We start from the raw sequence: 25,781 nt of genomic DNA, 5'->3' as shown, positions 1-25,781 counted from the left end.
AGTGAGCAGCCGGCTGTTCTGGGTTGTGATGGCGGTGATCGGTGTAGGGGCAGCCCTGCTCATGCTCAACGATTCCGCCGGCAGCACGTTCGGCGTCGAGAATTACGATTTTGGCCGGCTGATCTGGCTTGGGGCTTTCGGCGCCCTTATCGGCGCCGGCTTGCTGCGGTCCGCTCCGCTGGGTGTAATGGCCCGCAATCTCGGCGCCTGGGCGGCTATCGTGCTCGCGCTGATCGCCGGCTATCAATATCGCTACGAGCTGCAGGACGTCGCCAGCCGGGTGACCGCCGGCCTCGTTCCCGGCAGCCCGCTGGCGCTCGGTGTCGAAGACGGCCACGCCACCGTGACCTTGGACAAGGCCGACAATGGCCATTTCGAAGCGCGCATCCTGGTCAACGGCAACCCGGTTCGCGCCGTTGTCGACACCGGCGCCACCAGCACGGTGCTGAGTTCGGAGGACGCCCAGGCCTCAGGCTTCAATCCCGCGGCACTCAACTACACGATACCGGTTTCGACCGCCAACGGCATGGCGCGCGCCGCGGCGGTCAAAACCGACGAACTGGCGATCGGCGCCATCGTGCGCAAGGATATGCCGGTGATGATCGCCGCTCCCGGCATGCTGAGCCAAAGCCTGCTCGGCATGAACTTCATCGGTTCGCTGTCGGGCTTCGACGTGCGCGGCGACCGGATGATCCTCAGGGACTGAGCTCAGGCCGCTTCGGCGGCCGCTCCTCCGAGTTCGACAGCCGCGAAAGCCTTCTTCAGCACGTCAGCCCCGGCCCCGGGTCGGGTTGCGTCGGTGGACAGGATCTGACGATAGCGGCGCGCGCCGGGCAGCCCATGAAACAGCCCGACCATATGGCGGGTGACATGGCCGAGCCGGCCGCCCTGTTCGATATGGCGCGCCGCATACTCCGCCATAGCATCGATCAGTGCCGCGAAATCGAACGCCTCCGACCGCGCACCGTAGAAGGCGGCGTCAACGCCGGCCAGAATGCCTGGTGTGTGGTACGCGGCGCGGCCGAGCATGGCTCCGTCGACATGATCGAGATGCAGCCGCACCTCGCCAAGAGACTGAATACCGCCATTGATGCCTATGAATTTGCTTTGTTTTCCAGCCTTCAACCGATAAACCCTGTTATAGTCTAGCGGCGGGATGTCGCGATTTTCCTTGGGGCTCAGCCCTTCCAGCCAGGCCTTGCGAGCATGCACCCACAAGGCATCGGCGCCGGCATCGAAAACCCCATTCGCCAGCGCATCGAGCGCCGGCTCCGGATCTTGTTCGTCGACGCCGATGCGGCACTTGACCGTGACTGGCACCGTCACCGCCGCCTTCATCGCCGCGACGCAGGTTGCGACGAGGTCGGGTACTTTCATCAGGCAAGCGCCGAACGTGCCCGACTGGACGCGGTCGGACGGGCAGCCGACATTGAGATTGATCTCGTCATAACCAAAGGCTTCGCCAACGCGCGCCGCTTCGGCAAGTTTTGCCGGATCGGAGCCGCCAAGTTGCAGGGCGACGGGATGTTCCACCTCATCGAAGCCAAGCAGCCGCTCGCGCGCGCCGTGGATAACCGCGTCGGCCACAACCATTTCGGTATAAAGCAGCGCATGTGTCGTCAGCTGGCGATGGAAGAACCGGCAATGGCGGTCCGTCCAGTCCATCATGGGTGCAATAGCCAGTCTATATTGTTGATTTTTCAGCATTTTCTTTAACATTCAAAACGCTAGACCCTGCCGGGTGCACACGAATTTACGCCAAGTCGATCATGGTGAGACGCTGACAAAGTCCCGTATAGCGCGCCTGAAGCCCTTCGGCGAATTCATCGACCTTCATATCGACGACATGTGCGATGTAGGCAAGTCCCTCTCCGATCTGTGTCGTAAGCACATGAGTTGTCCGGATTAGGTAGCAGAAGAGTTGTCCGGGTTTATCGCCCGCCAAAAGAGGCTTGGGATGACACGGACAGCATGGCTGAGCACCAGCCTCCAAATCCAACTGCACGAATTTTTCCAAAGCAGGAACATAGAAGCATTGTGCGAGTTAGGCACGGACGCCTGCTCGCGTTCCACGATCTGCCAGGGTTCTCTTTGATGTTCGAACGAATGCCCAAGACAATGTATCGCTGTCAGCTTTTCGTATCTGCCTTTGGTTTGTTGTTGCTGATGGGCGACCTGCTCCACGATGACAGGGCCATGGCGCAGCAGGCTTGTCCGGCCGATCACGATAGGCTGCTTACAGTCCTCAAAGCCAATGTGAAGGCAAGCGGCGGACCAGCCAATGGCGGCTTTGAAACCAACGAATGGGGCGCGATCGTTGCCCGCGATGGCACTGTCTGCGCGATTGCGTTCAGCGGCCCGGCAGTCGATTCGCAATGGCCGGGCAGTCGGCTCGTCGCAGCGGAGAAAGCCAACACCGCCAATGGTCTCAGCCTGGCTCAAATGGCCCTGTCGACGGCCAATCTCTACGCTGGCGTGCAACCGGGTGGGCCGCTGTTCGGGCTGCAGGCGACCAACCCCGTCAACCAAGCCGCGGCTTATGCGGGCGATCCCAAAACCTTCGGCAGCGCCAACGATCCGTTGGTCGGCAAGCCTATCGGCGGCGTCGTCGTGTTTGGCGGGGGCTTGGCCCTTTACGACGGCAAAACGATCGTCGGCGCGCTTGGCGTCAGTGGCGATTCCTCTTGCGCCGACCACAATGTCGCCTGGCGCGTTCGCGCGGCTCTCGGCCTCGACAAGGTCCCGGCAGGCGTCAATCCCAACCGTAAGGATGCCATCATCTATGATCTCGATCCCGGCGGAAAAAGCGCCTCCGGCTGGGGTCACCCGCTATGCTCGGGCACCGAGGCCGACATCGCAGCGGAAATCGGTTCAGGCGTCGGAGGCGCGACACCGAAATGAAGCAAGCAGCGCGGTGTGCAACACCCTGCGTCGACGCGGTACGCACGAACCGCCCGGCGGCAGCTAGAAAACGTCTCCAGAGCTTCCTTGCGGGGTTGCTGCTGGCTTGCACTCCTCTGCTGACGAGCGCTTCCGAAGCTCCGCCACCGTCGGCGATCTCGCCGCCGGCTTCCGCCGCACCGCGCGACGATGGGCAATGGACGATGCCGGCCAAGAACTACGCGTCGACCCGCTACAGTGAGCTCACGGAAATCAACGAAGGCAACGTCAAGAACCTGCAGGTGGCCTTCACCTTCTCCACCGGCGTCAACAAAGGCCAGGAAGCGGCGCCGCTGGTCGTCGGCGGCACGATGTACATCGTGACCCCCTTCCCCAACATGGTCTACGCGCTCGACCTCACCAAGCCAGGCGCGCCGATGAAATGGAAGTTCGAACCCAATCCCGAACCCGCGGCGCAAGGGGTTGCCTGTTGCGACGTCGTGAATCGCGGCGCGGCTTTCGCGGACGGGCGCATCTTCTTCAACACGCTGGACGGTCACACCATCGCACTCGATGCGAACACCGGTCAGCCGATCTGGAACTCCCATATCGGCAACATCAACATAGGAGAGACCATCACCATGGCGCCGTTGGTGGTGAAAGGCAAAGTGCTGGTCGGCAATTCAGGCGGCGAGATGGGCGTCCGCGGCTGGGTCAAGGCGCTTGACGCCGGCGACGGTCATGTCGTCTGGACGGCCTACGGCACCGGACCGGACAAGGACGTGCTGATCGGCCCCGATTTCAAGCCGCATTACGACATGGACAAGGGCAAGGACCTTGGCGTCACGACCTGGCCGCCGGAAGCCTGGAAAATCGGCGGCGGCAACATGTGGGGCTGGATTTCCTACGACCCGGATCTCAACCTGATCTTCCACGGCACCGGCAACCCCGGACCGTGGAACCCGGATCTGCGGCCCGGCGACAACAAATGGACGTCAGGGATTTTCGCCCGCGACCCTGATACCGGAGCGGCGAAATGGTTCTACCAGTGGAGCCCGCATGACCTCCATGACTATGACGGGATCAATGAGCAGGTCCTGCTCGACATGAACTGGCAGGGCAAGCCGCGTAAGGTGCTGGTCCGGCCCGAGCGCAACGGCTATCTCTACATTCTCGACCGGACCACCGGCGAAGTGCTGTCCGCGAAGCCCTACGGCCCCGTCAATTCCAGCAAGGGTGTCGACCTCAACAGCGGCCGTCTGGTCGAAAATCCGGACAAGAAGACCGGTACCGGCAAGGTCGTCCGCGACATCTGCCCGACCGCATCGGGGCTCAAGGACTGGCAGCCTTCCGCCTTTTCGCCGAAGACCGGGCTGCTCTACATCCCGCATAACAATCTGTGCATGGACGAAGAAGGCGTCGAGGTGAATTACATTGCCGGCACGCCCTATGTCGGCATGAACGTACGCATGATCCCCGGGCCCGGCGGAAACCGGGGCGCCTTCACCGCCTGGGACATCGCCGCGGAGAAGCCCGCCTGGAGCCTCAAGGAGAACTTCCCGGTGTGGAGCGGCGCGGTCGTGACCGCCGGCGATGTCGTCTTCTACGGAACCATGGAGGGTTGGTTCAAGGCGGTCAGCGCCAAGACCGGCGAGTTGCTTTGGCAATTCAAGACGTCGTCCGGCATCATTGGCCAGCCCATCACATATCGCGGCCCCGACGGACACCAATATGTGGCGATCCTGTCGGGTGTAGGCGGCTGGGCCGGCGCCATCGTGTCCGGCGATCTCGATCCGCGCGACGCCACCGCTGCCCTCGGTTTCGTCAACGCGATGAAGGATCTCAAGGACGCGACAACGGCGGGAGGCACGCTCTATGTGTTCCGGCTCCCCTGAGGCACTCGAGCGGCCCTCGCGCCAGGTGCGAAAGGCGCTCCAGCGGATGGCAACCGGCATGGCCGCCCTCGCCTTGCTGCTCTTGCCGGCGACAGCGAATGTGCGTGAACTGAGGGTCTGCGCCGACCCGAACAACATGCCCTTCTCCAACGCCGCCGGTCAGGGCTTCGAGAACAGGATCGCTGAGATCGTGGCCGCCGATCTCGGCGCCAAACTGACCTACACTTGGTGGGCACAGCGCCGGGGCTTCGTGCGCAACACGCTGAAGGCCGGCCTTTGCGATCTCGTGCCCGGCACGCCGGCCAATCTCGAAATGCTGCGCACCACCACCCCCTATTATCGGTCGTCCTATGTTTTCGTCACCCGCCAGGACGGTCCGGATGTGGCATCCTTCAACGATCCGCGGCTGCGCGCCATGCGGATCGGCGTGCAACTCATCGGCGACGACGGGGCCAATTCGCCTCCCGTCCAGGCGCTCGGCCGCCGCGGCATCGTCGGGCATCTCGTCGGCTATCCCGTCTATGGCGACTACTCCGCACCCAACCCTCCGGCGCGTATCGTCGAAGCAGTGGCGACCGGAGACATCGATCTTGCCGTCGTCTGGGGCCCGCTCGCCGGCTACTTCGCCGCCAAGCAGAAAGTGCCTCTCCGCGTCACGCCCGTCACGCCTCGCATCGACGGGCCGCAATTGCCCATGATCTACGACATCTCGATGGGCGTTCGGCGCGAGGACGATGCGCTGCGTGGCGATGTGAACAGCGCGCTGGCCAGGCACAAGGCCGAGATCGACGCATTGCTGTCGCAATATGGCGTGCCGCGCCTCGATGGCCCGGGGAGCCCAGTGCGATGAAGCACGGTGTCGCCATGCTCTTGTTTACGGCCCTAGCGCTTACGGCATGCCAGCGCGAGGAGCGTGACACGCGCCCGCAATCCTCGCTCGGATCGGGTGAGCAGCCGGCGCCTGTGACCACATTGGAACCCGGTGGACAGCGGCCTTCGGCCAGCGACAACAAGGCAGCCAGCTTCGAGGCCAATGCCTTCCACCTCAGCGAGGGCAAGCGCCTGTTCAGCTGGTTCAACTGTTCGGGCTGTCATGCCAATGGCGGCGGCGGCATGGGGCCGGCCTTGATGGACCAGAAATGGCTTTACGGCAGTTCGATCGAAAGCATCCACGCCACCATCCGCGATGGGCGGCCAAAAGGCATGCCGAGCTTCCGCGACAAGATACCCGATGACCAGATTTGGGAGCTTGCCGCCTTCGTTCGCTCGCTGAGTGGCAACGCACCCTCGTCCGCCGCGCCGCAACGCAATGACGACATGATGCCGCATCCGTCGGAAAACCGCATGCCAGATGCAGCCACGCTGGGGAAATCACCGTGAAGCGCCTTGCGTCGACCGGGTTCGGCACGGCCTGCGTCTTGTTTCTGCAGGGATGCGCGGGATGGCAATCAGCGCTCGACCCGAAAGGGCCAGCTGCCAGTGAGCTGGCATGGCTCATCTGGTTTTTCACCGCGCTTTGCGCGGTGATCTGGGTCCTGGTGATGATCGCTCTTGCCACACCGTTGATGATGCGGTCGCGGGACGGCGCCGAGCCGCTCGTGCTCGACGCCGGCGCCGACCATCGAAAGTTGCGCGTTGTCGTGATCGCCGTCGGGCTGACCGCAGTGATCGTGGTCGGACTGACCTTGCTGAGCTTCTTCGCCAACAGGACACTTGCGGCGATCGGCTCCGACGCCGCGCTCACCATTCGCGTCACGGGCCACCAATGGTGGTGGGAAGTCCGCTACGAAGACGCCACGCCGAGCCGCATCCTGACCACGGCGAACGAGATCCACATCCCCGCCGGGGAGCCCGTACGGCTTCTGCTGACATCGACGGACGTGATCCATTCCTTCTGGGTGCCGAGCCTTTCCGGCAAGCTCGACCTCATCCCCGGCCATATCAATGTGCTCGACATCAAGGCCGACAAGCCTGGCGTATATCGCGGCCAGTGCGCCGAGTTCTGCGGTGCGCAGCATGCGAACATGGGTACCTTCATCATCGCTGAGCCGAAGGAAAAGTTCGACGCTTGGTGGAACGACCAGTTGCAGCCGTCTGGCCCTCCGGCGAGCGACGAGGCCAAGGCTGGCGAGGACCTGTTCCTCAAGCGTCCCTGCGTGATGTGCCACAGGATCGGGGGCACTCCAGCGGGAGGAACCGTCGCGCCGGATCTGACGCATATTGCCAGCCGGCGCACGCTCGCCGCCGGCACGTTGACGATGAGCCGAGGCAATATCGCTGCCTGGATAGCGGACCCCCAAGGCGTGAAGCCCGGTTCCCACATGCCTGTGGTGGAGCTCAACGGCGACGAACTCAACGCCATCGTCGCCTACCTCGAGGGTCTGAAATGAGCAGCGCGGATCTGATCAGCGAACGCGACCTGCCGCCGAAACGCGAGACCGCCACCAAGGGCGACCTGGCTCCCGAGCATGACGGACCGCGCGATACTGGCATGGACGATGCCAGCCTGCACCACTGGCTCACGCGGGCATGGCGCACGCCGCCCGGCATCATCGGAGCATTGTCGGCCGTCGACCACAAGGTCATCGCAAGGCGCTATCTGATCACGGCCTTCATCTTCCTGTGCCTTGGCGGGCTGAACGCGGTCGCCATGCGAATCCAACTCTCCGGGCCGCAGCGCGGGCTGATCGGGCCGGACCTCTACAACCAGCTGTTCACGATGCATGGCGTCACCATGATGTTCCTGTTCGCTGTGCCCATCGTTCAGGCAACGGGAATCTATCTGGTGCCGCTGATGGTCGGCACCCGTAACATCGCCTTCCCGCGGCTCAATGCATTCGGCTACTGGATCTACGTCTCGGGCGGGGCCTTTGCCTGGATCTCATTCCTCCTCAACATGGCGCCGGACGTCGGCTGGTTCGCCTATGTGCCCCTATCCGGACCGGAATTCTCTCCTGGCAAGCGCGCTGACGTCTGGGCGCAAATGATCACCTATACCGAAGTGTCGTCGCTTGCGGTCGCCGTCGCCACCATCGTCACCGTGTTCAAGCAACGCGCGCCCGGCATGTCGCTGGACAAGATGCCGCTTTATGTGTGGGCACTGCTGGTCACTTCCTTCGTCGTCGTCTTCGCGATGCCGGCGGTCATGATCACCTCGACCTTCCTCATTCTCGACCGGCTTGTCGGAACCCACATTTTCAACCCCGCGGAGGGCGGCGACGCCCTGCTGTTTCAGCATCTGTTCTGGTTCTTCGGTCATCCCGAGGTCTACATCATCTTCCTGCCGGCGACGGGCATGGTCTCCTCCATCATTCCCGCTTTTGCCCGGCGACCGACGTTCGGCCATTTAGGGCTGGTCCTGTCGCTGATCGCGGTGGGTTTCCTGTCGTTCGGCCTCTGGGTGCATCATATGTTTGCAACAGGATTGCCGAAGCTCGGGGCGAGCTTCTTCACGGCGTCCAGCATGCTGATCGCCATCCCCAATGGCGTGCAGATCTTCTGCTGGCTGGCGACCTTGTGGGATGGCAGACCGGTGATCCGCACGCCGCTGCTGTTCGTCTTCGGCTTCTTCTTCATCTTCGTCATCGGCGGGCTAACCGGCGTCATGCTCGCCTCGGTGCCGCTCGACCTTCAGGTGCACGACACCTACTTCGTCGTCGCCCACTTCCACTATGTCCTGATCGGCGGATCGGTATTCCCGCTGCTGGGCGCGGCCTATTTTTGGTTCCCCAAGATCACCGGGCGCATGATGAGCGAACGTCTCGGACGCTGGCATTTCGGGCTGGCCTTCATCGGCTTCAACGCGGCCTTCTTCCCGATGCATCTCGTGGGCCTGTGGGGCATGCCGCGCAGGGTCTATACCTATCCGGCGGAGCTTGGCTGGGGCAACGTCAACCTGTTCATCAGCGCCGGCGCGGTGCTGTTCTTCCTGAGTTTCGTGCTGTTCACCTTCAACCTGATACATGGCGCATTGAAAGGGGCTCCGGCCGGCGATAACCCCTGGGATGCCGGCACCCTGGAATGGGCCACGTCGTCCCCGCCTCCAAGTTACAATTTCTCGCGCATTCCGATCGTGACGAATGTCGAGCCGCTGTGGGCCGAACGAGAGGCACTTCCCGTCGCAACTGGACTCCGCGTCGATGTCCGCGAGTTGCTCATCTCGACGGTGGCGGAGGCCTACCCCGACATCCGCGAGAAATCGGCGACGCCGTCGATCTGGCCGCTGCTGGCGGCGATCGCCGTGGGCGGCACGTTCCTCTACTCGATCTTTACGCCGTGGGCGATCGTCTGGGGCGCCATGCCGATCGCGCTCACGCTGCTCGGCTGGTTCTGGCCCAAGGGCGATCCGGAGGACGAGGAATGAACCAGCGGCCCGTCACCGACCTTTCCGCCCTCCCTACGTTTGGCCATGGTCCGCGCAGCCCAACCTGGTGGGGCACGCTCGGCTTCATGGCATTGGAAGGGACGGGCTTCGCGCTGGCGGCCGGCGCCTATCTCTATCTGGCGATGTCATGGCCCAACTGGCGTCTGAGCGCCCCGGAACCTAACCATTGGCCGGGAACGATCGTCACTCTGTTGCTGATCGCCAGCCTGGTGCCAAACCACATCCTCAATCGCTACGCCGAGCATTGCGCAATGGTACCGGTGCGGATCGGCATGGTCGTGATGTCGCTGTTCGGTGTCGCCCCGCTCGTGGTGCGCTGGTTCGAGTTCCCGGCATTGAATATCTTTTGGGACACAAACGCCTACGGCTCGATGCTTTGGGTGTTGCTTGGACTGCACACCACGCATCTGATCACCGACGTGGGCGACACGATCGTGCTGACGGTGCTGATGTTCACACGCCATGGGTATAGCGGCCGGCGCTTCGGCGATGTGGGCGACAACGTCTTCTACTGGGATTTCGTGGTGCTCACCTGGATCCCGATCTACCTGCTCATCTACTGGGTACCGAGGCTAGGCTGATGCGCGCGCTGCGGTTGGGAATGTCCTGGGGTGGTCTTCTGTCGGGGCCTTTGGCTTGGGCAATCTCGACGCAGCTGAACTACGCGCTTGTTCCGTGGCAGTGCAATCGCCAGGTTCCGGTCGTGCTTCCGATCGCATTGCTGCTGGCCTTCCTTTCACTTCTCGGCGGCATGCTTTCTTGGCGGGCACGGCGGCAAGGGGGCGCGGCTTTCAAGCCGGAGCGCACGCGCGGCACCGAGCAATTCGTCGCCGATCTCGGCATTCTTGCGGCTTTGCTTTTTGCCCTCGTCATCGTCATGCAGGGCAGCGCCGCACTCATTCTCGACGAGTGCCTGCGATGAGCTTCGAGGCCTTCTTCTCAACCTCGATCTGCTATGGCGCCGGCGCGCCCGAAGCGGGATGGACGCTTGCGTTTCCCATCACGCTCCCTTTGGCCGCAATCGCGCTCATCTATGCGCTCGGAGCGAGCCGGCTATGGCGCCGCAGCAGCCGGGGCCGCTCCGAGCGGACGCGGCAAGTTCTGTTGTTCACCGCCGGCTGGGGCGTGCTGACCGGAGCGCTGGTCAGCCCGATCCATGCGCTTGGCGAACGGGTGTTTGCCGCCCACATGATCGAGCATGAACTGCTGATGGCGGTAGCGGCGCCACTCCTTGTCGCCGCCTGCCCCGGCGCAGCCCTGATATGGGCATTGCCGACCGGACTTCGCCGAGGGACGGGAAGGCTCACGCACGGCAGGACTCTTCATGCGATATGGACCGTTGCCAGCCGCCCCCTCAACGCAACCGCCATCCACGGCATCGCGATCTGGATCTGGCACGTTCCCGTCCTGTTCGAGGCAGCGCTTCAGCAGGGCGTGCTGCACTATGCCCAGCATGCGAGCTTCCTCGGCACAGCCCTGCTGTTCTGGTGGGGGATTTTGCCGCGTTCCGGCCGCCAGCAGGCCTATGGCAGCGCGGTCATGCATCTCTTCTTCACGTCACTGCACACCGGTCTGCTCGGCGTGCTGCTGCTGTTGTCACCCAGACTCTGGTACCCGCAGAATGCCGCCGACGCGGCGCTCTGGGGTCTAACCCCGATCGAGGACCAGCAGCTCGCCGGACTGGTGATGTGGGTTCCGGCTGGCCTGATCTATGGCGGAGCCGCCTTGCTGCTTGCCGGCCTTTGGATAAGTAAGAGCGGAATCAGGGAGGCAAGCCATGCGCTCCGGCCTGGCTAGGATGGTGGGCGGCGCGCTCGCCGCGATCCTGCTGCTGACCGCGGCAGTCGCCGCAGCGACCTTGTGGTCCGACCGGCGCGATCGTGTTCGCCACGAATCGGACATGGCGACCGGCGGCTTGGAAGCGCGCGCCATTCCGATCATGATCGCGAACGGCTGCTCTGGATGCCATACGATCCCCGGCGTGCCGGGGGCACAAGGCCAGGTTGGTCCGCGCCTCGATTCCAGCCTTGCCGACCGGGTCTTTATCGCCGGCGTGCTGGCGAACAATCCGGAGAACCTGATCCGCTGGATACGAGCGGCCAGGGAGATCAATCCGCACACGGCCATGCCATCGACGGGGATCACAGAGCAGCAGGCGCGTGATATCGCTGCCTACCTCTACGCCCTGAAATGATCAGCCCTCGCCGCCGCCCCGGGACCACAGGCCGCGGCCGGGGTCGTAGCCGACCACTGCCGCCAGGAAAAACACGACGAGGCAGGCGAGAACGATTTAGGGCGGAAACGAGATCGAAGCGCAGATAGAGAGTGAAGCGTATCAGTTCGACCGCCGAACTGAACGGCCCTCGAGCGACAGCGCCTTCATGGACCGATCACCACCGACTTCACCACCTCCTCATTCTCCAGATCGATGAACGAGATGTCGCCGGAATTGCCCTTAGCGCTGACCAGGCGCTTCTGGTCATCGGACAGCGCCAAGTGCCACGGCCGCTGGCCGACGAGATAGAGGCGGCGCACCGCCAGCGTCTTGGCATCCACTTCGGCCACCCGGTTGGCCGAACCGAGCGCGACATAGGCAGTGGCGCCGTCGCGTGCCATTTCGATGTCGACCTGGACGCCCTCGCTGCGGATGCCGGGGACCTCGAACTCGACCTTGCCGGTCTCTGCACGAGACGTGGTGTCGAGGCGGTCACCGTCCCGGGACCAACAGAAGCAGCAGAATCGAGAGCGCCAGTTTCATTGATGGAGAGGTTGGGCGAGAATAGGAGTTCATTGACGACCTGAGGATCGGCCACGTCGATCTTCGCCTGCGGGCCGTCAACTGGCGACGGAAGAACCGGCAATACCGATCCGTCCAATCCATAGCGAATTTTGCTTCCAGCATGTTTGATTTTAGTTGCTCTCTGCCGAGGCTGGTCAGTGTTGATCACCGAACAGCTTGGAAAGCCTGTAATCTACTGCATTCTCTTTGTATTTCAAACACTTGGCGGGCGAGCATTGCCGCGATTCACGGCTGTTCGATGCTCGTTTGAATCGGTTTAGATTCATATTAATTTCAAAAATGCAATAGGCATATTGAATTATCCACAAATTGGAGTAGCTTTTTAGCTATTGCTAATAAAAGGAGGACGGCATGCACATCCGTGCGTGCCAAGGGAGGGGGGTCATCATCATGGCCTATTTGTTGCCTGATAGCATCCGCCGGCTGCGGATGATCCACGCGCGCAGGACACGTCCGCGCGGGAACGCCTGACCGGGGCATGAGCGAAGGGCTTGGAACGCCCTCGACGCCCTACCCCCGATCCATTCCACCACTCCACTTTCTTTAACGAGGACGCGTAGCGCCGGCCGTACCGGCGGATGCGCGCCCATGCGGCTGGTTGTCGGCGTTGGGGCCGATTTGGGCCTGCCGCAATAACCAGGGAGAATTCCGATGGCACTCGACATCCTCGCCCAAGACATCATCATCGACGAAACGACCGGCCTTCAGCAGCCCAGTGAAATAGACCCGACCGGCAACAGCAATGGCACGTTGCTATATCTCCTCAGCCGCGACGGAGCGGGGGGGCTGGCCTCACCGCAGGTCGCCTTCCAGTCCAACTTCGTGGTGGCCTCGGCGAGCGCGGGGGAAACCATCGACTCAGTCGTTCTTACGCAGAACGCCTCCGGAACCCCGTTTTCCACCACCGTCGGTGTGAACAGCGGCATTCAGACGGCCGACGGCAATTATGTCTGGCTATTCCAAGCCGTGGGGCACCCAAATGTAGTGATCGGCGTCATTGGGACCTCTAGTCTGGTCATCGCGCCAGACGCGAACGGCCCGCTCGCCTTCTCGTTCGGGCTGGATGGCACCGGCGCGAGTGCGGACCTCTACCTGGTTCAGTATGTGCCGTTGCTCCATCTGAACCCGGCCGACCCAGACGACCGCATCGATCTGACCGGCAAGGTGTTCGCATCGGTCTCGGGAACCACCGTCGTCAATTTCAGCCAACTTGGCGATGCCCCTCCCGGACACAACAAATGGTACATTCTCGACGCCGATGCGGCGAGCTCACAGAAGATTCTCGTCACTGCTCACGACAATGGCGTGCAAGCCGAAGTCAACATCAGCACGCAAGGCCTGGGTGTCTCATCCCAGGACGTGCGCTTTGGCCGCGAGCTACAGATTGACCTCATCAATGGTGGCACCCAGAGCGCGGGCAAGAACTTCACCAACTCGCCGCTCGCGCCAGACTACGGCAGCCACATCGAAACTGTCATCAGCGCCGGTTTTTCGGTCTCGCAGTCCACACCTACCAATACCAAGGCCGATATCGAGATCCACGCCTACAACAATAACGACAACGCGGAAGGCGCCGCGTTGCCCGGCGATGACAATGATGCAGAGATAAATATCTCCGCGGTGACCTTCAAACTGAACGGCGTCACAACCACGGCCGCAGCCCTGGGCATCACCATTAATGACAGCGGCCCTGGACTGATCCTTCATGATGTCGGCGAGGGCGTGACGGTCGATTTCACTGCAGACGCTACCTTTGACCGCTTCACCATCAAGAACATCGATACGCAGAAAGATTATTTCGATGTGAAGGAAGTTCACTTTGGTGGACAATCAACCAACGCCTACACCGAACAAGTCGGCTCCTTTATCAACTTCGACGACGACGGCCCGGCGGCCAGTTTGATCGAGGAAACGGCCACGCTGCTGCAGGACGAGACATCCGGTGTCGACCTCAACTCCGATGACCAGCCGCTCGGCTCCCTGCCCGCCGCCTTCGTGGCGCTTGGCTCGGCTATTGGCTGGGCGTCCAGCGCTTCCGCCGCTGTCACGCCTAACTCGAACTTCGGCGCGGACGCACCTGGCACAGAGACGCTGTCGCTTGGCGTCAGCGGGCCAAACGCTGACTCCGGCTTTGATTCGCTTGATGGCCATAATATCCTGCTTAATGTCGAGAATGGCCTCGTGATAGGCCGGGTTGATGTCGGCAATGACGGCAGCGTCGCCAGCGACCCGATCGCGCTCGCTATCTCGATCGACCAGAACGGCATTCTCAGCATCGCGCAGTACTTGGCGATTGCCCACTCGAATCCCGGCGACGCGGACGACGTGCAGACAATGCTCGACAGCGCGCTGGTCGCCAAGCTCCATGCCGTCGACAGCGACGGAGACAGCAGCGACACCAGCGTCGCCATCGGCGATAAGGTACAGATCAGGGATGACGGCCCGAGCGTCACGGGGGACGGCACCAAGCCGACGATCACGGTTGACGAGTCCAGCCTGGGCGACAAAAGCGGCGATTTCTCTGCCGCCTTCCAGTCGAATGCCGGTGCAGATGGTGGTGACATCAGCTATGCGCTCGGAATAAATCTGGTCACGAACGACAGCGGCCTGATCGATACCTTAAGCGGCCAGTCCGTCCTGCTTTTCGTCGAAAGCGGCGCCGTGGTCGGTCGTGCCGGCTCAGCCGGTGGCGCCGTCGTGTTCACGGTTAGCGTGGATATTGACGGTAACGTCACACTCGATCAGGAGCGCGCCATCATTCATTCGCCGGACACCGGGCCGGATCAGCAAACAACATTGACGTCCGATGATCTCATCACGTTGACGGCAACCATCACGGATGGCGACGGCGATCAGGATTCTGACACCGTCAACATCGGCACGAGTCTCATCTTCAAGGACGATGCTCCGACGATCACCGTGCCGTTCGACGGCGACCAGACCGGCACTGCCGGCACCCCCGAGACTCTGGCCAATACGACCAGCGCATCAGCCATAGGAGCCTTTGGCTACGACGTTGGCGCGGATGCTCATCCGGCTGCCTTCTACACGGGTGGCGGTTCGGACTTTGTCGACCAGGACAGCGTGCTCTCCGGCATCCAGCTCAGCCTTGGTGGTAACCTCACCGGCCTTGCACCAGGCGCGACTCCGTTCATCAGCTCGTTCGCGACGCTCCAGTCGGAAGACGCCCATCAGGCATCGTTCAACTGGCAAATCACTTACGACAGCGACCCCAACTCGGCCGCCGACCCCCCGGCAACGGCGGGCGGCACCCTTGTCTTCGACAAAGATAATGACACCTACACCATCAACTTGAACGACGCGGTGGAGGGCTTCACCAAAGACATTCTTCACACCAGTGAGCTTCTATCCAAGGAGCCTACGGGCAATACCGGCCACCCGAATATCGTGGTGGAGAAGCTCTTCGAGGCGGACAGTACACCGGAGACGACCGACCGTGACTTCTTCGTGCAGTTCACGGCGAACTCGACCACCAACACCATTAAGTTCGGGCTTAACACGACCGGCGACAGTGACGGGGTCGGCGCGACACCTACCGACACCCAGTGGAACCCCGGCGACCTGGTCACAAACAGCCACGAGGATTGGGTGTCTGCCACACAGAGTACGAACGGGGTTGCTGGTGACACCATCCAGAAGGGCGAATTGCTGACGCTGCGGTTCTTCGACCACAGTCCCGGCATCGCCACCGAGGACACCATTCCCACCCAGGCGGCCAGCGACATGGCGATCAAGTTCGACGGCATCGGCAGCAGCGAGGACCTGATGGTCATTCTTCAACTGGTCAGCAGCACCGACAGTTCGGTGCACACCTCCAAGGCGGTCTACATCTCCAACGCCGATATCTACAAGACTGGGCAGGTGCCTGCCGCCTACGCGGCGGACTTCCCGCTCGATAACAACGACGGCCTCGTGATCATCGAAAAGAACGACTACAACGCTGCCGGCGAGAACTGGGTGATCCAAGGTGCCCAGATCATGCAATCCGGCAACGGGATCACAGGCGACAACACTGCGATCGACCTGCAACGGGCGATTGGCTCTGGTGGTGGTAGCTCCCAGAACACACTGGTGAACTGGGACGCGACCGACAACGATGTGCTGAAGATCGTCGACCTCGGCTTCACCTCGACCCAGACCACGACACCGGACGCGCACCTCGACTTCGGCGTCCAAGTGGCGGACGCGGACGGCGACATGACCAACGTGCAGTTCATCCACGTCGACATCGCCTGACGGTCAACTACGGGGGCAGCAGCTGCTGCTGCCCCCACCCGCCACGCCCCAGCTGAGCGCCCGGGCACTCGCAGTAGCATCGAAGTGGGAAATCCGTGATGCAGCCAAGACCGCAATTCCAGGAGGTAATGCATCTGGCACGCCACCAGGTCCCCGCCCTCCTCCTCTTCAGCCTGGTCTCCAATCTTCTCCTGCTCGCCAGCACCGTTTACATGCTGCAAATCTACGACCGGGTACTGTCGAGCGGTTCCATCGACACATTGTTCTGGCTCACATTGGCCGTTGTCGGCGCCATCGCCGTCTACGGCATGCTGGAACACGCCCGCCGTATGATGCTGGGGCATATCAGCCAATGGCTGGACGACCAGCTCAGCGTTCCGGTGATCGAACGCGCCATGGACGCGCGGCTCGCCGGCAGCAGCCTCGAAGCCGGGCTGAAGGACGTAGCGGACCTGCGCGGTTTCATCGCCGGCGACGGCATCCTGACCTTTCTCGACGCGCCATGGACACCGGTCTTCCTGGCGTTCATGTGGTTGCTGCATCCCGCGCTGGGCGTGGTCGGTCTTGCCGGCGCCGTGCTTTTGTTCTGTGCTGCGCTCGCCAATGATTTCCTCACCCGCCGCAAGAGCCAGGAGGCCGCGGCCGGACTGCGCCGCAGCCAGACCGCCGTCGGGCAGTTCATCGACGGCGCCGAGACATTGCGCTCGCTCGGCATGTCCGAGCCGGCGCTGCGGCGCTGGGAGGAAAACCAGCAGTCGCTGATGGATATCCAGACCCGGCTCCTGCGGCGCACCACCGTCATCGGCAGCTTGTCGCGTTCGCTTCGCCTAGCGCTCCAAGTGGCGGTGCTCGGGCTCGGCGCCTATCTCGTCCTGCGTCGCGAGCTGACGCCAGGCTCGATGATTGCGGCCTCGATCCTGCTCAGCCGCGCGTTGGCGCCGATCGAGCGCTCTATCGGCGCCTGGCGCGGCCTGGTCAGCGCGCGAACCGCGCGCCGCAATCTCACGAAGCTTTTCGCCGACACCAGATCGATGCAAACGGTTGGCGTCACATTGCCCCGCCCACAAGGCAGGCTGAAGCTCGAGAACCTGCATTACTGCGCGCCGGGAACGTCCCAGGCGCTTGTCAATGCCATAAGCTTCGGCGTTGAGCCGGGCCAGACCTGCGGTGTGATCGGCCAGTCCGGTTCCGGCAAGACCACGCTCTGTCGTCTTATCGTCGGCGCGCTGCGGCCTTCGCTCGGCCATGTCAGGCTGGATGGCGCGGAGGTGTGCAACTGGCCTTCGGACGAACTTGGCATGCATCTCGGCTATCTGCCGCAGCAGGTCGAGCTGTTCCCCGGAACGATCGGCGAGAACATCGCGCGCCTGCGTGACGTCGACAGCGACGCGGTCATCGCCGCGGCGCAGCTTGCCGGCATCCATGATATGATCCTGCGGCTGCCGAACGGCTACCGGACCGAAGTGGGACCGCATGGCGCTCGCATTTCGCGCGGCCAGCGCCAGCGTATCGCGCTGGCCCGGGCACTGTTCGGCGATCCGCAGCTGATCGTTCTCGACGAACCGAACACCGGCCTGGACGGTGAAGGCGAAGTGGCGCTGTTCAACGTGCTCCAGCAACTGAAGGAGCGGGGCCGCACTGTCATTCTCGTCAGCCACCAGACCAATCTCCTGCGCACCGCCGATCATGTCGTCTTCCTCCATGACGGATCGGTTTCGATGTTCGGCACGCGCGACGAGGTGCTCGGCGCGCTCGGCGGACCGCCCAGGCGCATTCCGGTTCCGGCGGCCTTGCGGGAAAAGCTTGTTGCCAACGCGGCAACGAAACTGAACGCAGCGGAGTGAGCCATGAGCGATCGATTTGGCGACTTCTCGACGACGCTGAACCGGCTGACGGACAGCTTGCACGAACTCACCGACAGGCTGACCGCCTCCGCCAACGACCTCAGCACAGCGGTATCGGTTTGGTTGGATGGGACCGACACGCCGTCTCGCATAATGTTGCTGGCGGTGGCTGGCGCGCTCTTCCTGCTCTTGATTGCGGGATTGCTCCGGCGACGCTCGCGCGCCTACCGTGCCAGCAGGCGCAATCTGAAGCTGCGGACGCGGCCGGCGCGAATGCTGGGCTACGCTTCGGCCATCCTTTTCGTAGGCGGCACCGCTGCTTGGTCAAGCGTCGCCCTGCTGGCGAGCGCTGTCGTTGCCAACGGCGTCGTCAGCCCCGAAGGTTATCGTAAGACCATCCAGCATCTGGAGGGCGGCATCATCGGCGCGATCCACGTTAAGGAGGGCGATAAAGTCAGCGTCGGCCAAGTGCTTATCAGCCTGAAGACGACCGATGCGCAAGGGCGATATGACGAGCTGGAGGGGCGCTATGTTCGCCTGCTGGCGACCGAGGCGCGACTTGTTTCGGAACTTGCCGGTCGGGACCGGATCTCCTTCCCCAAGGAGCTGACCTCGATCGACAGCGAGAGCGCGCGAAAGGTGGTCGCCGAAGAACAGGCGCTGCTCGACAGCCGCCTCGCAACCCGCCAAGGCCGCACACAGATCCTCAACAAGCGCATCGCGCAGATCGAAGAGCAAAGCACGGGAGCGAGGGATGTCATGGCGGCCGAGGCCGAGCAACTCGGCCTGATCGACCAGGAGATCGCCTCCGCGCAGGAGATGTACAGGAAGGGCCTCGAACGCCTGCCGCGGATATTGGCGCTTCAGCGCTCCCAGGCCGACATTCGAGCCAACCAGGCATCGAACCGGGCGCAGATAGCGAAGAACGATCAGCAGATCGGCGAGACCCAGTTCCAACTCCTCAACCTGCGTCAGCAGGATAGCGAGAGCGCCAACGAGGATCTTGCCAAAGCGCGCACGGATCTCGCCGAATTGCGCAGCCAATTGCCTTCGCGCCAGGACGTGCTGGCGAGGACGGACATCGTCGCGCCAATCGCCGGAACGGTGATGAACCTGCGCGTAACAACGGAATCGGGCGTGATCTCCAGCGGTCAGGCGCTTCTCGACATCGTCCCGAACGAGGCCAATCTGATCATCGATTCCCGCATCAAGCCCACGGATATCGACGTGGTGCATCCGGACATGCCGGCCCGTGTGGTGCTGTCGGCCTATCCAACCAGACACCTGCCGCAAATCCATGGCCTGCTGACCTCGATTTCGGCTGACCGGCTGACGGACGAGAGAACCGGAGAGCCTTATTTCCTTGCCAAGGTCAAGATCGACGCGGCCGATCTCAGGGATCTGCATGACATCCATCTATCGCCCGGCATGCCGGCGGAAGTCATGATCCTGACCGGCGAGCACACGCTGCTGGACTATATGTTGGCGCCGGTTCGCGATTCGCTCAATCGTGGGTTCAGGGAGAATTGAGAAGCGATACCCACCGACCTGCCCCGAGGGTCAAGCATAACCTCCATCGCGCCCGTAAGGGGCGCGATCCACCAGAGGCAGAGGGGCGTGGCGGCTATCGCCGCAGCGCGTGTATGCTCGCCATGCTGTCGCTGCCCATCGGCAGTGCCATGTCATCGTCGAGAAGCCGCGTGATCCGGGCAAATCCGGTGAACGCCTTTCTGGCTTCCTCCGCCGACATCTGTCCCGACAGGGCAGCCGAGCAGCAATTCAGCGCGCACTGATACACTGGCCCACGTCGTCCCGTCGGCCATTTACGCAAGAAAACCATCGCCTCGGCGACACTATCCACTTCTTCTACAGGATGCCCCTGCCCGCGCGATATCCGCACGGGCGCAAAGAAATGCAGGTAGTCCATTGTTTCCTCCCGGTCGATCGAGATGCGCTCGATCGAACCGTATGAAACGCCCCGCCTGGTGATTTGTTCCATACGGAAAACAGAATTTTTTAAAAGATTCTGGCGATCGGAATGAGGTCGGCTATACCGTCGGGAAGTGGCAAGCCGCTTTGCGGCCGGATTGGTGCTCCCTCAGCTCCGGCCGTTCCGAACGGCAGCGCTCAACCGCGATTGGGCATCGGGGGTGGAAACGGCAGCCGGATGGCGGGTTGAGCGGGCTCGGTACGTCGCCTGTCAGAATGATACGCTTGCGCGTCCCAGTGGGCGTCGCCTGCACGACGGGAACGGCCGAGATCAACGCCTGGCTGTAAGGGTGGGCCGGGGCTGAAAATACCTCTTCCGCCGGTCCTTCCTCGACGATGGAGCCGAGATACATGACCGCGATGCGGGTCGAGACCTGACGCACCACGGACAGGTCGTGGGCGATAAAGACATAGGTGAGGTCCAACTTCTCCTGGAGATCGGCAAGCAGGTTGACGATCTGCGCCTGTACGGACACGTCGAGCGCGGAGACCGGTTCGTCGAGAACGACGAGATCGGGATTCAGGGCGATGGCGCGCGCAATGCCGACACGCTGGCGCTGCCCGCCCGAGAATTCATGGGGAAAGCGCATGACATGGTCCGGCAACAGTCCGACGAGGTCGAAGAGTTCCGCGACGCGGCTGGCGATCTCGCGCGATGAAAGCCTGCCATGGATGCGCAGCGGTTCGGCCACCAGGTCGCCGACGCGCCGGCGCGGATTGAGCGAGGCCGACGGGTCCTGGAAGACCATTTGCAGGCGCCGCCGCAGCGGCCTCAGTTCAGACAGCGATTTCGAGGTGATGTCGTCGCCTTCGAACAGGAGCTTGCCGTCCGAAATGTCGTAGAGCCTGACCAGGCATCGCGCCAGCGTGGACTTGCCGCATCCGGACTCGCCGACCAATCCAACAGTTTCGCCGCGCCGCACTGTCAGGGAGACATTGTCGACCGCCTGGACGGTTCGCCTGCCCTCCGCGGAAAAACGGCTGCCGATCGAGAAGCGTTTGCCGAGCCCGCGCGTTTCGAGGATTGGACGGTCTTTGTCGATCATCGGTCCGCTCATGTCTGCGCCACCCGGAAACAGGCCGCCGCGTGCGGGGCGGCGCCAAGCTCGGGCTTGCCGGTTAGGCAGGGCTCGTACCCGACGGGGCAACGCGGGCCGAAAGCGCAGCCTTGCGGCAATCGCAGCAGCGATGGCGGAGACCCGGGAATGGCCGGCAGGCGGCGGGGTTTGGCACCGGTCAGCGGCGGGATCGAACCAAGCAATGCACGCGTATAGGGGTGTCGCGGGTCGGAGAACAGCTCCGTGCGGCTGCCGCGTTCCACGATGCGGCCCGCATACATGACCATGACCCGGTCTGCGAGTTCGGAGACCACGCCCATGTCATGGGTGATGAAGACCACCGCCGATTTGTGCGTGGCGCGCAGCTTGCGCACGAGATCGAGAATGCCGGCCTGCACCGTGACGTCGAGCGCCGTGGTCGGCTCGTCCGCCACCAGCAGCGCCGGGTTGCAGGACAGCGCCATCGCGATCACCGCCCGTTGGCGCATGCCGCCGGAGAGCTGGTGCGGATAGCGCGACATTGCTTCGTGCGGATTGGGGAAATTCACCTCCGCCAGCAGTTCCTCCACGCGCTCCATGGCTTTGGTTTTGCTGACGTTGCGATGCGCGCGGATCTGTTCGGCGATCTGCCAGCCGATGGTGTAGACCGGCGTCAGCGCCGTCATCGGATCCTGAAAGATCATTGCGATCTCGTTGCCTCGCAGGCGCCTCAGTTCGCGCGGTGGCAATCCGACCAACTCGCGACCCTTGTAGCGGATCGAGCCTTCGATGATGGCGTTGGGATCGGTGATAAGCCCCATCACCGCAAGCAGCGACACGGTCTTGCCGGAGCCGGACTCGCCGACGACACCGAGAATTTCGCTTTCCGCGAGGTCGAAGGAAACGCCATCGATGGCCCTCACCAGGCCATCATCGGTCCGGAAGGATACACGGAGATCACGCACCGACAATATCATGATGTCCTCAGGCGCGGATCGAGAAGGATGTAGACGAAATCGACGACCGCGTTGGCGACCACCACGAACATGGAAGCGTACATCACCGTCGCCATGATCATTGGCAAATCGAGGTTCTGCAGCGCGTCATAGGTGAGCTTGCCGATGCCGTGCAGCCCGAACACCACTTCGGTCAGGAGGGCCGAGCCGCCCACCAGTGCGCCGAAGTCGAGACCGAACAAGGTGACGAAGGCGATGAGCGACGTGCGCAAGGCATGGCGCAGCAGGATGCGGGTCTCCGAAAGGCCCTTGGCGCGGGCCGTGCGGATATAGTCTTCCTGCAGGGATTCGATGATCGCCGCGCGCAAGACCCGCCCGTAAATGCCGATGTAGAGGATGGCGAGCGTGATCCAAGGTATGACCAGCGTCAGGAACCAGCCTTTCGGGTCGTCGGAAAAATTCTTGTAGCCAAGCGGCGGCACCCAGGAAAACGCCCAGCTGTCGTGATAGCGGCTCTGGGTGACCAGGTTCATCACCTCGCCCAGCCAGTAGACCGGCATGGAAATGCCGAGCAAGCCCAACGCCATCAGCAGCCTGTCCAGCCAACTGTCGCGTGTGGCGGCGGCGATGATGCCGATGCCGATGGAGACAACCACCCACAGGATCGCCGCCCCGAACACCAGCGAGAGCGTGACGGGTATGGAATCCAGCACCGCCGGCACCACCTTCCAGCCGCGATTGACGAAAGAAGTCAGATCGCCCGTGACGAAGATCTTCTCCATCATCGTCACGTACTGCACGTAGAGCGGCCGGTCGAAGCCGAAGCTGTGGCGTACCGCCTCGAGCACTTCGGGCGATGCATTGCGGCCGGCGATGCGGGCCGCGGGGTCGGCGCCGGGCGTGGCGAAGAAAATCAGGAAGACGATGACCGAGATGCCGAACATCACAAACAGCATCTGACCGAAACGGCGCAGGATGGCGTAGATCATCAGTCGCGCCCCAGCCGAACCTTCGAGCGCGGGTCGAGCGCGTCGCGCAGGCCGTCGCCGAAGACATTGAGGGTCATGACGGAAATCGCGATCGCCAGGCCCGGCACCAGCGCCACGAGTGGCCTGGTGTAAAGCAGCGCCTGCCCGTCCTGGATGATCGTTCCCCAGCTCGCCGCGGGCGGCTGCACGCCAATCGAGAGGAAAGAGAGCGCCGATTCGGTAAGCATGTTCAGCGCCATCATCAGCGGTATGAACACGATGAGGGTGGTGGTGATGTTGGGCAGGATGTCGCGCCATAATATCCGCCATCCCGGTACGCCCAGATTGATCGCGGCCAGAACGAACTCGCTGTGCCGCAGCGACAGAACCTGCCCCCGGATCGGACGCGCCACATAGGGTATATAGACGATACCGATGATGATGACCGGCAACCACAGGCTGCCGGACTCGATCTCGATCGGTCCGATCGAGATGCCTTGCGAAATTGTGACGATGGAAAGCGAAATCGCCAGGAGATAGATCGGAAATGCCCAGAGCACATCCAGCAAGCGCGACAGAACCGTGTCGGTAACGCCGCCGAAATACCCCGCGATCAATCCCGCCGCCGCGCCGAGGACCAGCGTGAAGATGGTCGCGGCCCCGGAGATCAGCAGCGAGCTCAGCCCGCCATAGAGCATCCGGGCCATGACATCGCGCCCCTGGCTGTCGGCACCGAGGAAATAGTTGCCGACCCGCCAGGTCGGGCCGAGCGGCGTGTAGCCAAGCCCGAGCCCCTCTGTCGATTGTTCCATCACCGGAACGTCGGCACCGTCGATCTGAATGACGGCGTCGAGCGTCGAGGCGAAGGGGTCTGTTCCTGCCCATTTCGCGTAGAGAGGCGCACTGAGGCAGGCAAGGACGATGACGAGGAACACGGCCAGGGACGCCATGGCGGCCCTGTTTCTTGCCAGCTTCGCAAACGCGACGGCCCAGGGCCCTCGCGTTTTGCGCGGCACGGCAGCGACTTGGTACGACACGGACGTGCCCTCCGCGGTTCGTTACTGCACCCAGGCCACTACTGTACCCAGGCCATTACTGTACCCACGACTGGGTGATCATCCAGTTGAACTGCCGGTTGAACTTGAAATTGCCCACGCGCTTGCTGACGAAGTCAAGCCGCTTCGGCGTGAAGAGGCCGACGGCCGGTGCCTTGTCCGTGACTTGCCTGTCGATTTCGGCCCACATTTTGTCGGCGGCTTTCTGGTCGGTCACACCGAGGTCCAATGCCTTCTGCATTTTGGCGTCGATATTCTTGTCGCAGAAGCCGGCGATGTTGATCGATGCGTCCGAGCCTTCACGGAAAGATGCGCAGCTGAACAGGATGTTCAGGAAGTCCGAAGCCGCGGGATAGTCCTTGTACCATTGGGTGACGGACATCTGCACTTTGTTGTTGGTGTTCTGGATGTAGGTGAACTGGATGTTCGACGAGATCGGCTTGACGTCGGCGACATAGCCGATGGTGGTCAGCACGCTCTGCAGATAGACGCCGATGGAGCGGGAAATGGCCGTGTCCTCGACGATGATGGTCACCTTCTGGCCCTTGGTGCCCGATTCCTCGACGAGCTGCTTTGCCTTGTCGAGGTCTGGCGCCGACCACTTGGCGCCGGGGTTCTTGGTGAAGGGGCAGTAGTCTTCGTGGCCGGGGAAATCCGGAGGCAGGACCTGACACACCGGCGAGGCCAGCACCTTGCCGCCAAACAGCTTGACCAGCGTGTTGCGGTCGACCGCGTAGGCAACGGCCTGCCGCGCCTTTTCATTGTCGAACGGCGCCAGCCGGTTGTTGAGCGGCGCATACCACCAGGCCGAGAGCGGCGAGATATGCAACTGGTCCATGGCCTTGGTACCGAGTTCGCCGAGACGATCGCTGGGCAGCGCGTCGAACATCCAGTCGGCTTCCCCGTTCTGGATCGCGGTGACGGCAGCTTCCTCGGAGAGGCCGAAATCATACTGGACGACATCAGGATAGCCGTCCGGCTGGGCGTCCTCGCTCCATTGCTTGAAATTGGGGTTGCGGGTCACCGTCATGCCCTTGTTGGGATCGAAGGCGGAGATCATGTAGGCGCCGGTGCTGGGGATGGGCTTGGAGCCCATGTCTTCCGCGGGCGTGTCCGCCGGCAGGACCACAGCATGCGGCAACGCAAGCTTGTAGAGGATCTCGGCGTCCGGCTTGGTGAGATTCAACGTAATGGTGCCTGCCGCTTCGTCGCCGACAACGCCGCCTTCCAGCGTGCAGCTCTTGGTTTCGGCAAGGCATTTGTCGGCGCCGACGATGCCGGCATAGAAGGTGCCGGAGGTCGGTCCGGAGACCTTGAAGATGCGCTGGAAGGAAGCAACGACGTCCTTCACGCCGAGATCCTTGCCGTCGGAGAACTTGATGCCCTTGCGCAGTTTGAAGGTGAAGGTCTTGCCGTCATTGGTCACCTCGGGCAGCGCCTCGGCCAGATCGGGGACGATGGCGAAGCCATCCATGCCCTCGGCCTTGCGGAAGGCGACCAGCCCGTCATAGATCGGCTGATACATCTGCCAGCCCTGGTCGGTGTAATTGATGTGCGGATCGAGCGTTCCGGCGGCCGAGCGGGCCAGCAGGCGAATAGTGCCGCCGCGATGTTCCTTGAGGTATTCGGCCTGTGCCGGAGCCAGCCACGAGCCGGCCAGCAATGCCGCGGCTGAGGCCGCCAAGAGCAGTTTCTTCATGTCGCAGTTCCCCTTTT

General features: G+C 62.6%; 23 protein-coding genes. 14 read left to right on the top strand and 9 right to left on the bottom strand.

The genetic code is table 11. The features are described from left to right. Position 1 precedes the first annotated feature (1 nt). Positions 2-706: a TIGR02281 family clan AA aspartic protease gene (locus LB555_RS08325; RefSeq protein WP_224682618.1), complete on the top strand. Its 705-nt coding sequence runs from the start codon at positions 2-4 to the stop codon at positions 704-706. Between the two features lie 2 nt (positions 707-708). On the opposite strand, the gene dusA is transcribed toward LB555_RS08325, so the two are convergent. Together dusA and LB555_RS08315 are read right to left on the bottom strand one after the other, a co-directional pair. Continuing rightward, positions 709-1,707, bottom strand: a complete 999-nt coding sequence (gene dusA / locus LB555_RS08320) for a tRNA dihydrouridine(20/20a) synthase DusA (RefSeq protein WP_224682617.1) — start codon at positions 1,705-1,707, stop codon at positions 709-711. Positions 1,708-1,753: 46 nt separating this feature from the next. Then, the gene (locus LB555_RS08315; protein WP_157163660.1) at positions 1,754-1,891 is read right to left on the bottom strand and encodes a hypothetical protein; all 138 of its coding nucleotides are present in this window, start codon (positions 1,889-1,891) and stop codon (positions 1,754-1,756) included. A 275-nt stretch (positions 1,892-2,166) separates the two neighbouring features. Between LB555_RS08315 and LB555_RS08310 the strand changes: the two genes are divergently transcribed. The 10 genes from LB555_RS08310 to LB555_RS08265 are packed head-to-tail and all read left to right on the top strand — an operon-like array spanning position 2,167 to position 11,353. Continuing rightward, on the top strand, positions 2,167-2,901 hold the full coding sequence (locus LB555_RS08310) for a heme-binding protein (RefSeq protein WP_224587218.1): 735 nt from the start codon (positions 2,167-2,169) through the stop codon (positions 2,899-2,901). Further along, on the top strand, positions 2,898-4,775 hold the full coding sequence (locus LB555_RS08305) for a methanol/ethanol family PQQ-dependent dehydrogenase (protein ID WP_224682616.1): 1,878 nt from the start codon (positions 2,898-2,900) through the stop codon (positions 4,773-4,775). The genes LB555_RS08310 and LB555_RS08305 overlap by 4 nt, the downstream gene beginning before the upstream one ends. Beyond that, positions 4,756-5,625, top strand: a complete 870-nt coding sequence (locus LB555_RS08300; RefSeq protein ID WP_015317838.1) for a substrate-binding domain-containing protein — start codon at positions 4,756-4,758, stop codon at positions 5,623-5,625. Before LB555_RS08305 ends, LB555_RS08300 begins: the two co-directional genes overlap by 20 nt. Then, positions 5,622-6,155: a c-type cytochrome gene (locus tag LB555_RS08295; RefSeq protein WP_015317837.1), complete on the top strand. Its 534-nt coding sequence runs from the start codon at positions 5,622-5,624 to the stop codon at positions 6,153-6,155. The genes LB555_RS08300 and LB555_RS08295 overlap by 4 nt, the downstream gene beginning before the upstream one ends. Continuing rightward, positions 6,152-7,165, top strand: coding sequence for a cytochrome c oxidase subunit II (coxB, locus tag LB555_RS08290; RefSeq protein WP_015317836.1), 1,014 nt, complete (start codon positions 6,152-6,154; stop codon positions 7,163-7,165). Before LB555_RS08295 ends, coxB begins: the two co-directional genes overlap by 4 nt. Then, entirely contained in the window at positions 7,162-9,138 is a 1,977-nt protein-coding gene (gene ctaD, locus LB555_RS08285; RefSeq protein WP_015317835.1) for a cytochrome c oxidase subunit I, read from the top strand. Before coxB ends, ctaD begins: the two co-directional genes overlap by 4 nt. Further along, positions 9,135-9,740, top strand: a complete 606-nt coding sequence (locus LB555_RS08280) for a heme-copper oxidase subunit III (protein ID WP_015317834.1) — start codon at positions 9,135-9,137, stop codon at positions 9,738-9,740. The genes ctaD and LB555_RS08280 overlap by 4 nt, the downstream gene beginning before the upstream one ends. Next, positions 9,740-10,081: a hypothetical protein gene (locus LB555_RS08275; protein WP_015317833.1), complete on the top strand. Its 342-nt coding sequence runs from the start codon at positions 9,740-9,742 to the stop codon at positions 10,079-10,081. Before LB555_RS08280 ends, LB555_RS08275 begins: the two co-directional genes overlap by 1 nt. Continuing rightward, positions 10,078-10,956, top strand: coding sequence for a cytochrome c oxidase assembly protein (locus tag LB555_RS08270; RefSeq protein ID WP_015317832.1), 879 nt, complete (start codon positions 10,078-10,080; stop codon positions 10,954-10,956). Before LB555_RS08275 ends, LB555_RS08270 begins: the two co-directional genes overlap by 4 nt. Beyond that, a complete protein-coding gene (locus LB555_RS08265) occupies positions 10,937-11,353 on the top strand; it encodes a c-type cytochrome (protein ID WP_015317831.1) in 417 nt (138 codons plus the stop codon). Before LB555_RS08270 ends, LB555_RS08265 begins: the two co-directional genes overlap by 20 nt. A 185-nt stretch (positions 11,354-11,538) precedes the next feature. On the opposite strand, the gene LB555_RS08260 is transcribed toward LB555_RS08265, so the two are convergent. Next, positions 11,539-11,775 (bottom strand): hypothetical protein, encoded by a 237-nt coding sequence (locus tag LB555_RS08260; RefSeq protein WP_041163447.1) that lies wholly within the window; start codon positions 11,773-11,775, stop codon positions 11,539-11,541. An 835-nt stretch (positions 11,776-12,610) separates the two neighbouring features. Here LB555_RS08260 and LB555_RS08255 point away from each other — a divergent pair. From LB555_RS08255 to LB555_RS08245, 3 genes are all read left to right on the top strand, one after another. Then, complete coding sequence (locus LB555_RS08255; protein ID WP_015317829.1) at positions 12,611-16,216, top strand: DUF5801 repeats-in-toxin domain-containing protein; 3,606 nt, start codon at positions 12,611-12,613, stop codon at positions 16,214-16,216. A gap of 128 nt (positions 16,217-16,344) precedes the next feature. After that, entirely contained in the window at positions 16,345-18,060 is a 1,716-nt protein-coding gene (locus LB555_RS08250) for a type I secretion system permease/ATPase (RefSeq protein WP_015317828.1), read from the top strand. A gap of 3 nt (positions 18,061-18,063) precedes the next feature. Further along, complete coding sequence (locus LB555_RS08245; RefSeq protein ID WP_015317827.1) at positions 18,064-19,590, top strand: HlyD family type I secretion periplasmic adaptor subunit; 1,527 nt, start codon at positions 18,064-18,066, stop codon at positions 19,588-19,590. A gap of 94 nt (positions 19,591-19,684) precedes the next feature. On the opposite strand, the gene LB555_RS08240 is transcribed toward LB555_RS08245, so the two are convergent. From LB555_RS08240 to LB555_RS08215, 6 genes are all read right to left on the bottom strand, one after another. Next, complete coding sequence (locus LB555_RS08240) at positions 19,685-19,987, bottom strand: DUF982 domain-containing protein (RefSeq protein ID WP_015317826.1); 303 nt, start codon at positions 19,985-19,987, stop codon at positions 19,685-19,687. Between the two features lie 121 nt (positions 19,988-20,108). Beyond that, a complete protein-coding gene (locus tag LB555_RS08235; RefSeq protein ID WP_015317825.1) occupies positions 20,109-21,095 on the bottom strand; it encodes an ABC transporter ATP-binding protein in 987 nt (328 codons plus the stop codon). Between the two features lie 8 nt (positions 21,096-21,103). After that, on the bottom strand, positions 21,104-22,063 hold the full coding sequence (locus LB555_RS08230; RefSeq protein WP_015317824.1) for an ABC transporter ATP-binding protein: 960 nt from the start codon (positions 22,061-22,063) through the stop codon (positions 21,104-21,106). Continuing rightward, positions 22,060-23,031: an ABC transporter permease gene (locus LB555_RS08225; protein WP_224527616.1), complete on the bottom strand. Its 972-nt coding sequence runs from the start codon at positions 23,029-23,031 to the stop codon at positions 22,060-22,062. Before LB555_RS08225 ends, LB555_RS08230 begins: the two co-directional genes overlap by 4 nt. Continuing rightward, on the bottom strand, positions 23,031-24,047 hold the full coding sequence (locus tag LB555_RS08220; RefSeq protein WP_318012996.1) for an ABC transporter permease: 1,017 nt from the start codon (positions 24,045-24,047) through the stop codon (positions 23,031-23,033). The genes LB555_RS08225 and LB555_RS08220 overlap by 1 nt, the downstream gene beginning before the upstream one ends. Positions 24,048-24,102: 55 nt before the next feature. Beyond that, entirely contained in the window at positions 24,103-25,764 is a 1,662-nt protein-coding gene (locus LB555_RS08215) for an ABC transporter substrate-binding protein (RefSeq protein ID WP_224682614.1), read from the bottom strand. Between the last annotated feature and the right edge of the window lie 17 nt (positions 25,765-25,781).

Source organism: Mesorhizobium sp. BR-1-1-10 (genome assembly GCF_020165595.1).
GTDB classification, from domain to species: domain Bacteria; phylum Pseudomonadota; class Alphaproteobacteria; order Rhizobiales; family Rhizobiaceae; genus Mesorhizobium; species Mesorhizobium australicum.
Note: the sequence above shows the minus strand (reverse complement) of the source record. Positions and strands in the feature narration are given on the sequence as shown.

Bases quoted from the DNA above. Each gene is read 5' to 3' on its own strand.
- LB555_RS08270 (WP_015317832.1), top strand. From the start codon at position 10,078: ATGAGCTTCGAGGCCTTCTTCTCAACCTCGATCTGCTATGGCGCCGGC.
- LB555_RS08260 (WP_041163447.1), bottom strand. From the start codon at position 11,775: ATGGCACGCGACGGCGCCACTGCCTATGTCGCGCTCGGTTCGGCCAAC.
- LB555_RS08215 (WP_224682614.1), bottom strand. From the start codon at position 25,764: ATGAAGAAACTGCTCTTGGCGGCCTCAGCCGCGGCATTGCTGGCCGGC.
- dusA (WP_224682617.1), bottom strand. From the start codon at position 1,707: ATGCTGAAAAATCAACAATATAGACTGGCTATTGCACCCATGATGGAC.
- LB555_RS08295 (WP_015317837.1), top strand. From the start codon at position 5,622: ATGAAGCACGGTGTCGCCATGCTCTTGTTTACGGCCCTAGCGCTTACG.
- LB555_RS08275 (WP_015317833.1), top strand. From the start codon at position 9,740: ATGCGCGCGCTGCGGTTGGGAATGTCCTGGGGTGGTCTTCTGTCGGGG.
- LB555_RS08310 (WP_224587218.1), top strand. From the start codon at position 2,167: ATGGGCGACCTGCTCCACGATGACAGGGCCATGGCGCAGCAGGCTTGT.
- LB555_RS08235 (WP_015317825.1), bottom strand. From the start codon at position 21,095: ATGATCGACAAAGACCGTCCAATCCTCGAAACGCGCGGGCTCGGCAAA.
- LB555_RS08245 (WP_015317827.1), top strand. From the start codon at position 18,064: ATGAGCGATCGATTTGGCGACTTCTCGACGACGCTGAACCGGCTGACG.
- ctaD (WP_015317835.1), top strand. From the start codon at position 7,162: ATGAGCAGCGCGGATCTGATCAGCGAACGCGACCTGCCGCCGAAACGC.
- LB555_RS08225 (WP_224527616.1), bottom strand. From the start codon at position 23,031: ATGATCTACGCCATCCTGCGCCGTTTCGGTCAGATGCTGTTTGTGATG.
- LB555_RS08305 (WP_224682616.1), top strand. From the start codon at position 2,898: ATGAAGCAAGCAGCGCGGTGTGCAACACCCTGCGTCGACGCGGTACGC.
- LB555_RS08300 (WP_015317838.1), top strand. From the start codon at position 4,756: ATGTGTTCCGGCTCCCCTGAGGCACTCGAGCGGCCCTCGCGCCAGGTG.
- LB555_RS08230 (WP_015317824.1), bottom strand. From the start codon at position 22,063: ATGATATTGTCGGTGCGTGATCTCCGTGTATCCTTCCGGACCGATGAT.
- LB555_RS08240 (WP_015317826.1), bottom strand. From the start codon at position 19,987: ATGGACTACCTGCATTTCTTTGCGCCCGTGCGGATATCGCGCGGGCAG.
- LB555_RS08265 (WP_015317831.1), top strand. From the start codon at position 10,937: ATGCGCTCCGGCCTGGCTAGGATGGTGGGCGGCGCGCTCGCCGCGATC.
- LB555_RS08250 (WP_015317828.1), top strand. From the start codon at position 16,345: ATGCATCTGGCACGCCACCAGGTCCCCGCCCTCCTCCTCTTCAGCCTG.
- LB555_RS08255 (WP_015317829.1), top strand. From the start codon at position 12,611: ATGGCACTCGACATCCTCGCCCAAGACATCATCATCGACGAAACGACC.
- LB555_RS08280 (WP_015317834.1), top strand. From the start codon at position 9,135: ATGAACCAGCGGCCCGTCACCGACCTTTCCGCCCTCCCTACGTTTGGC.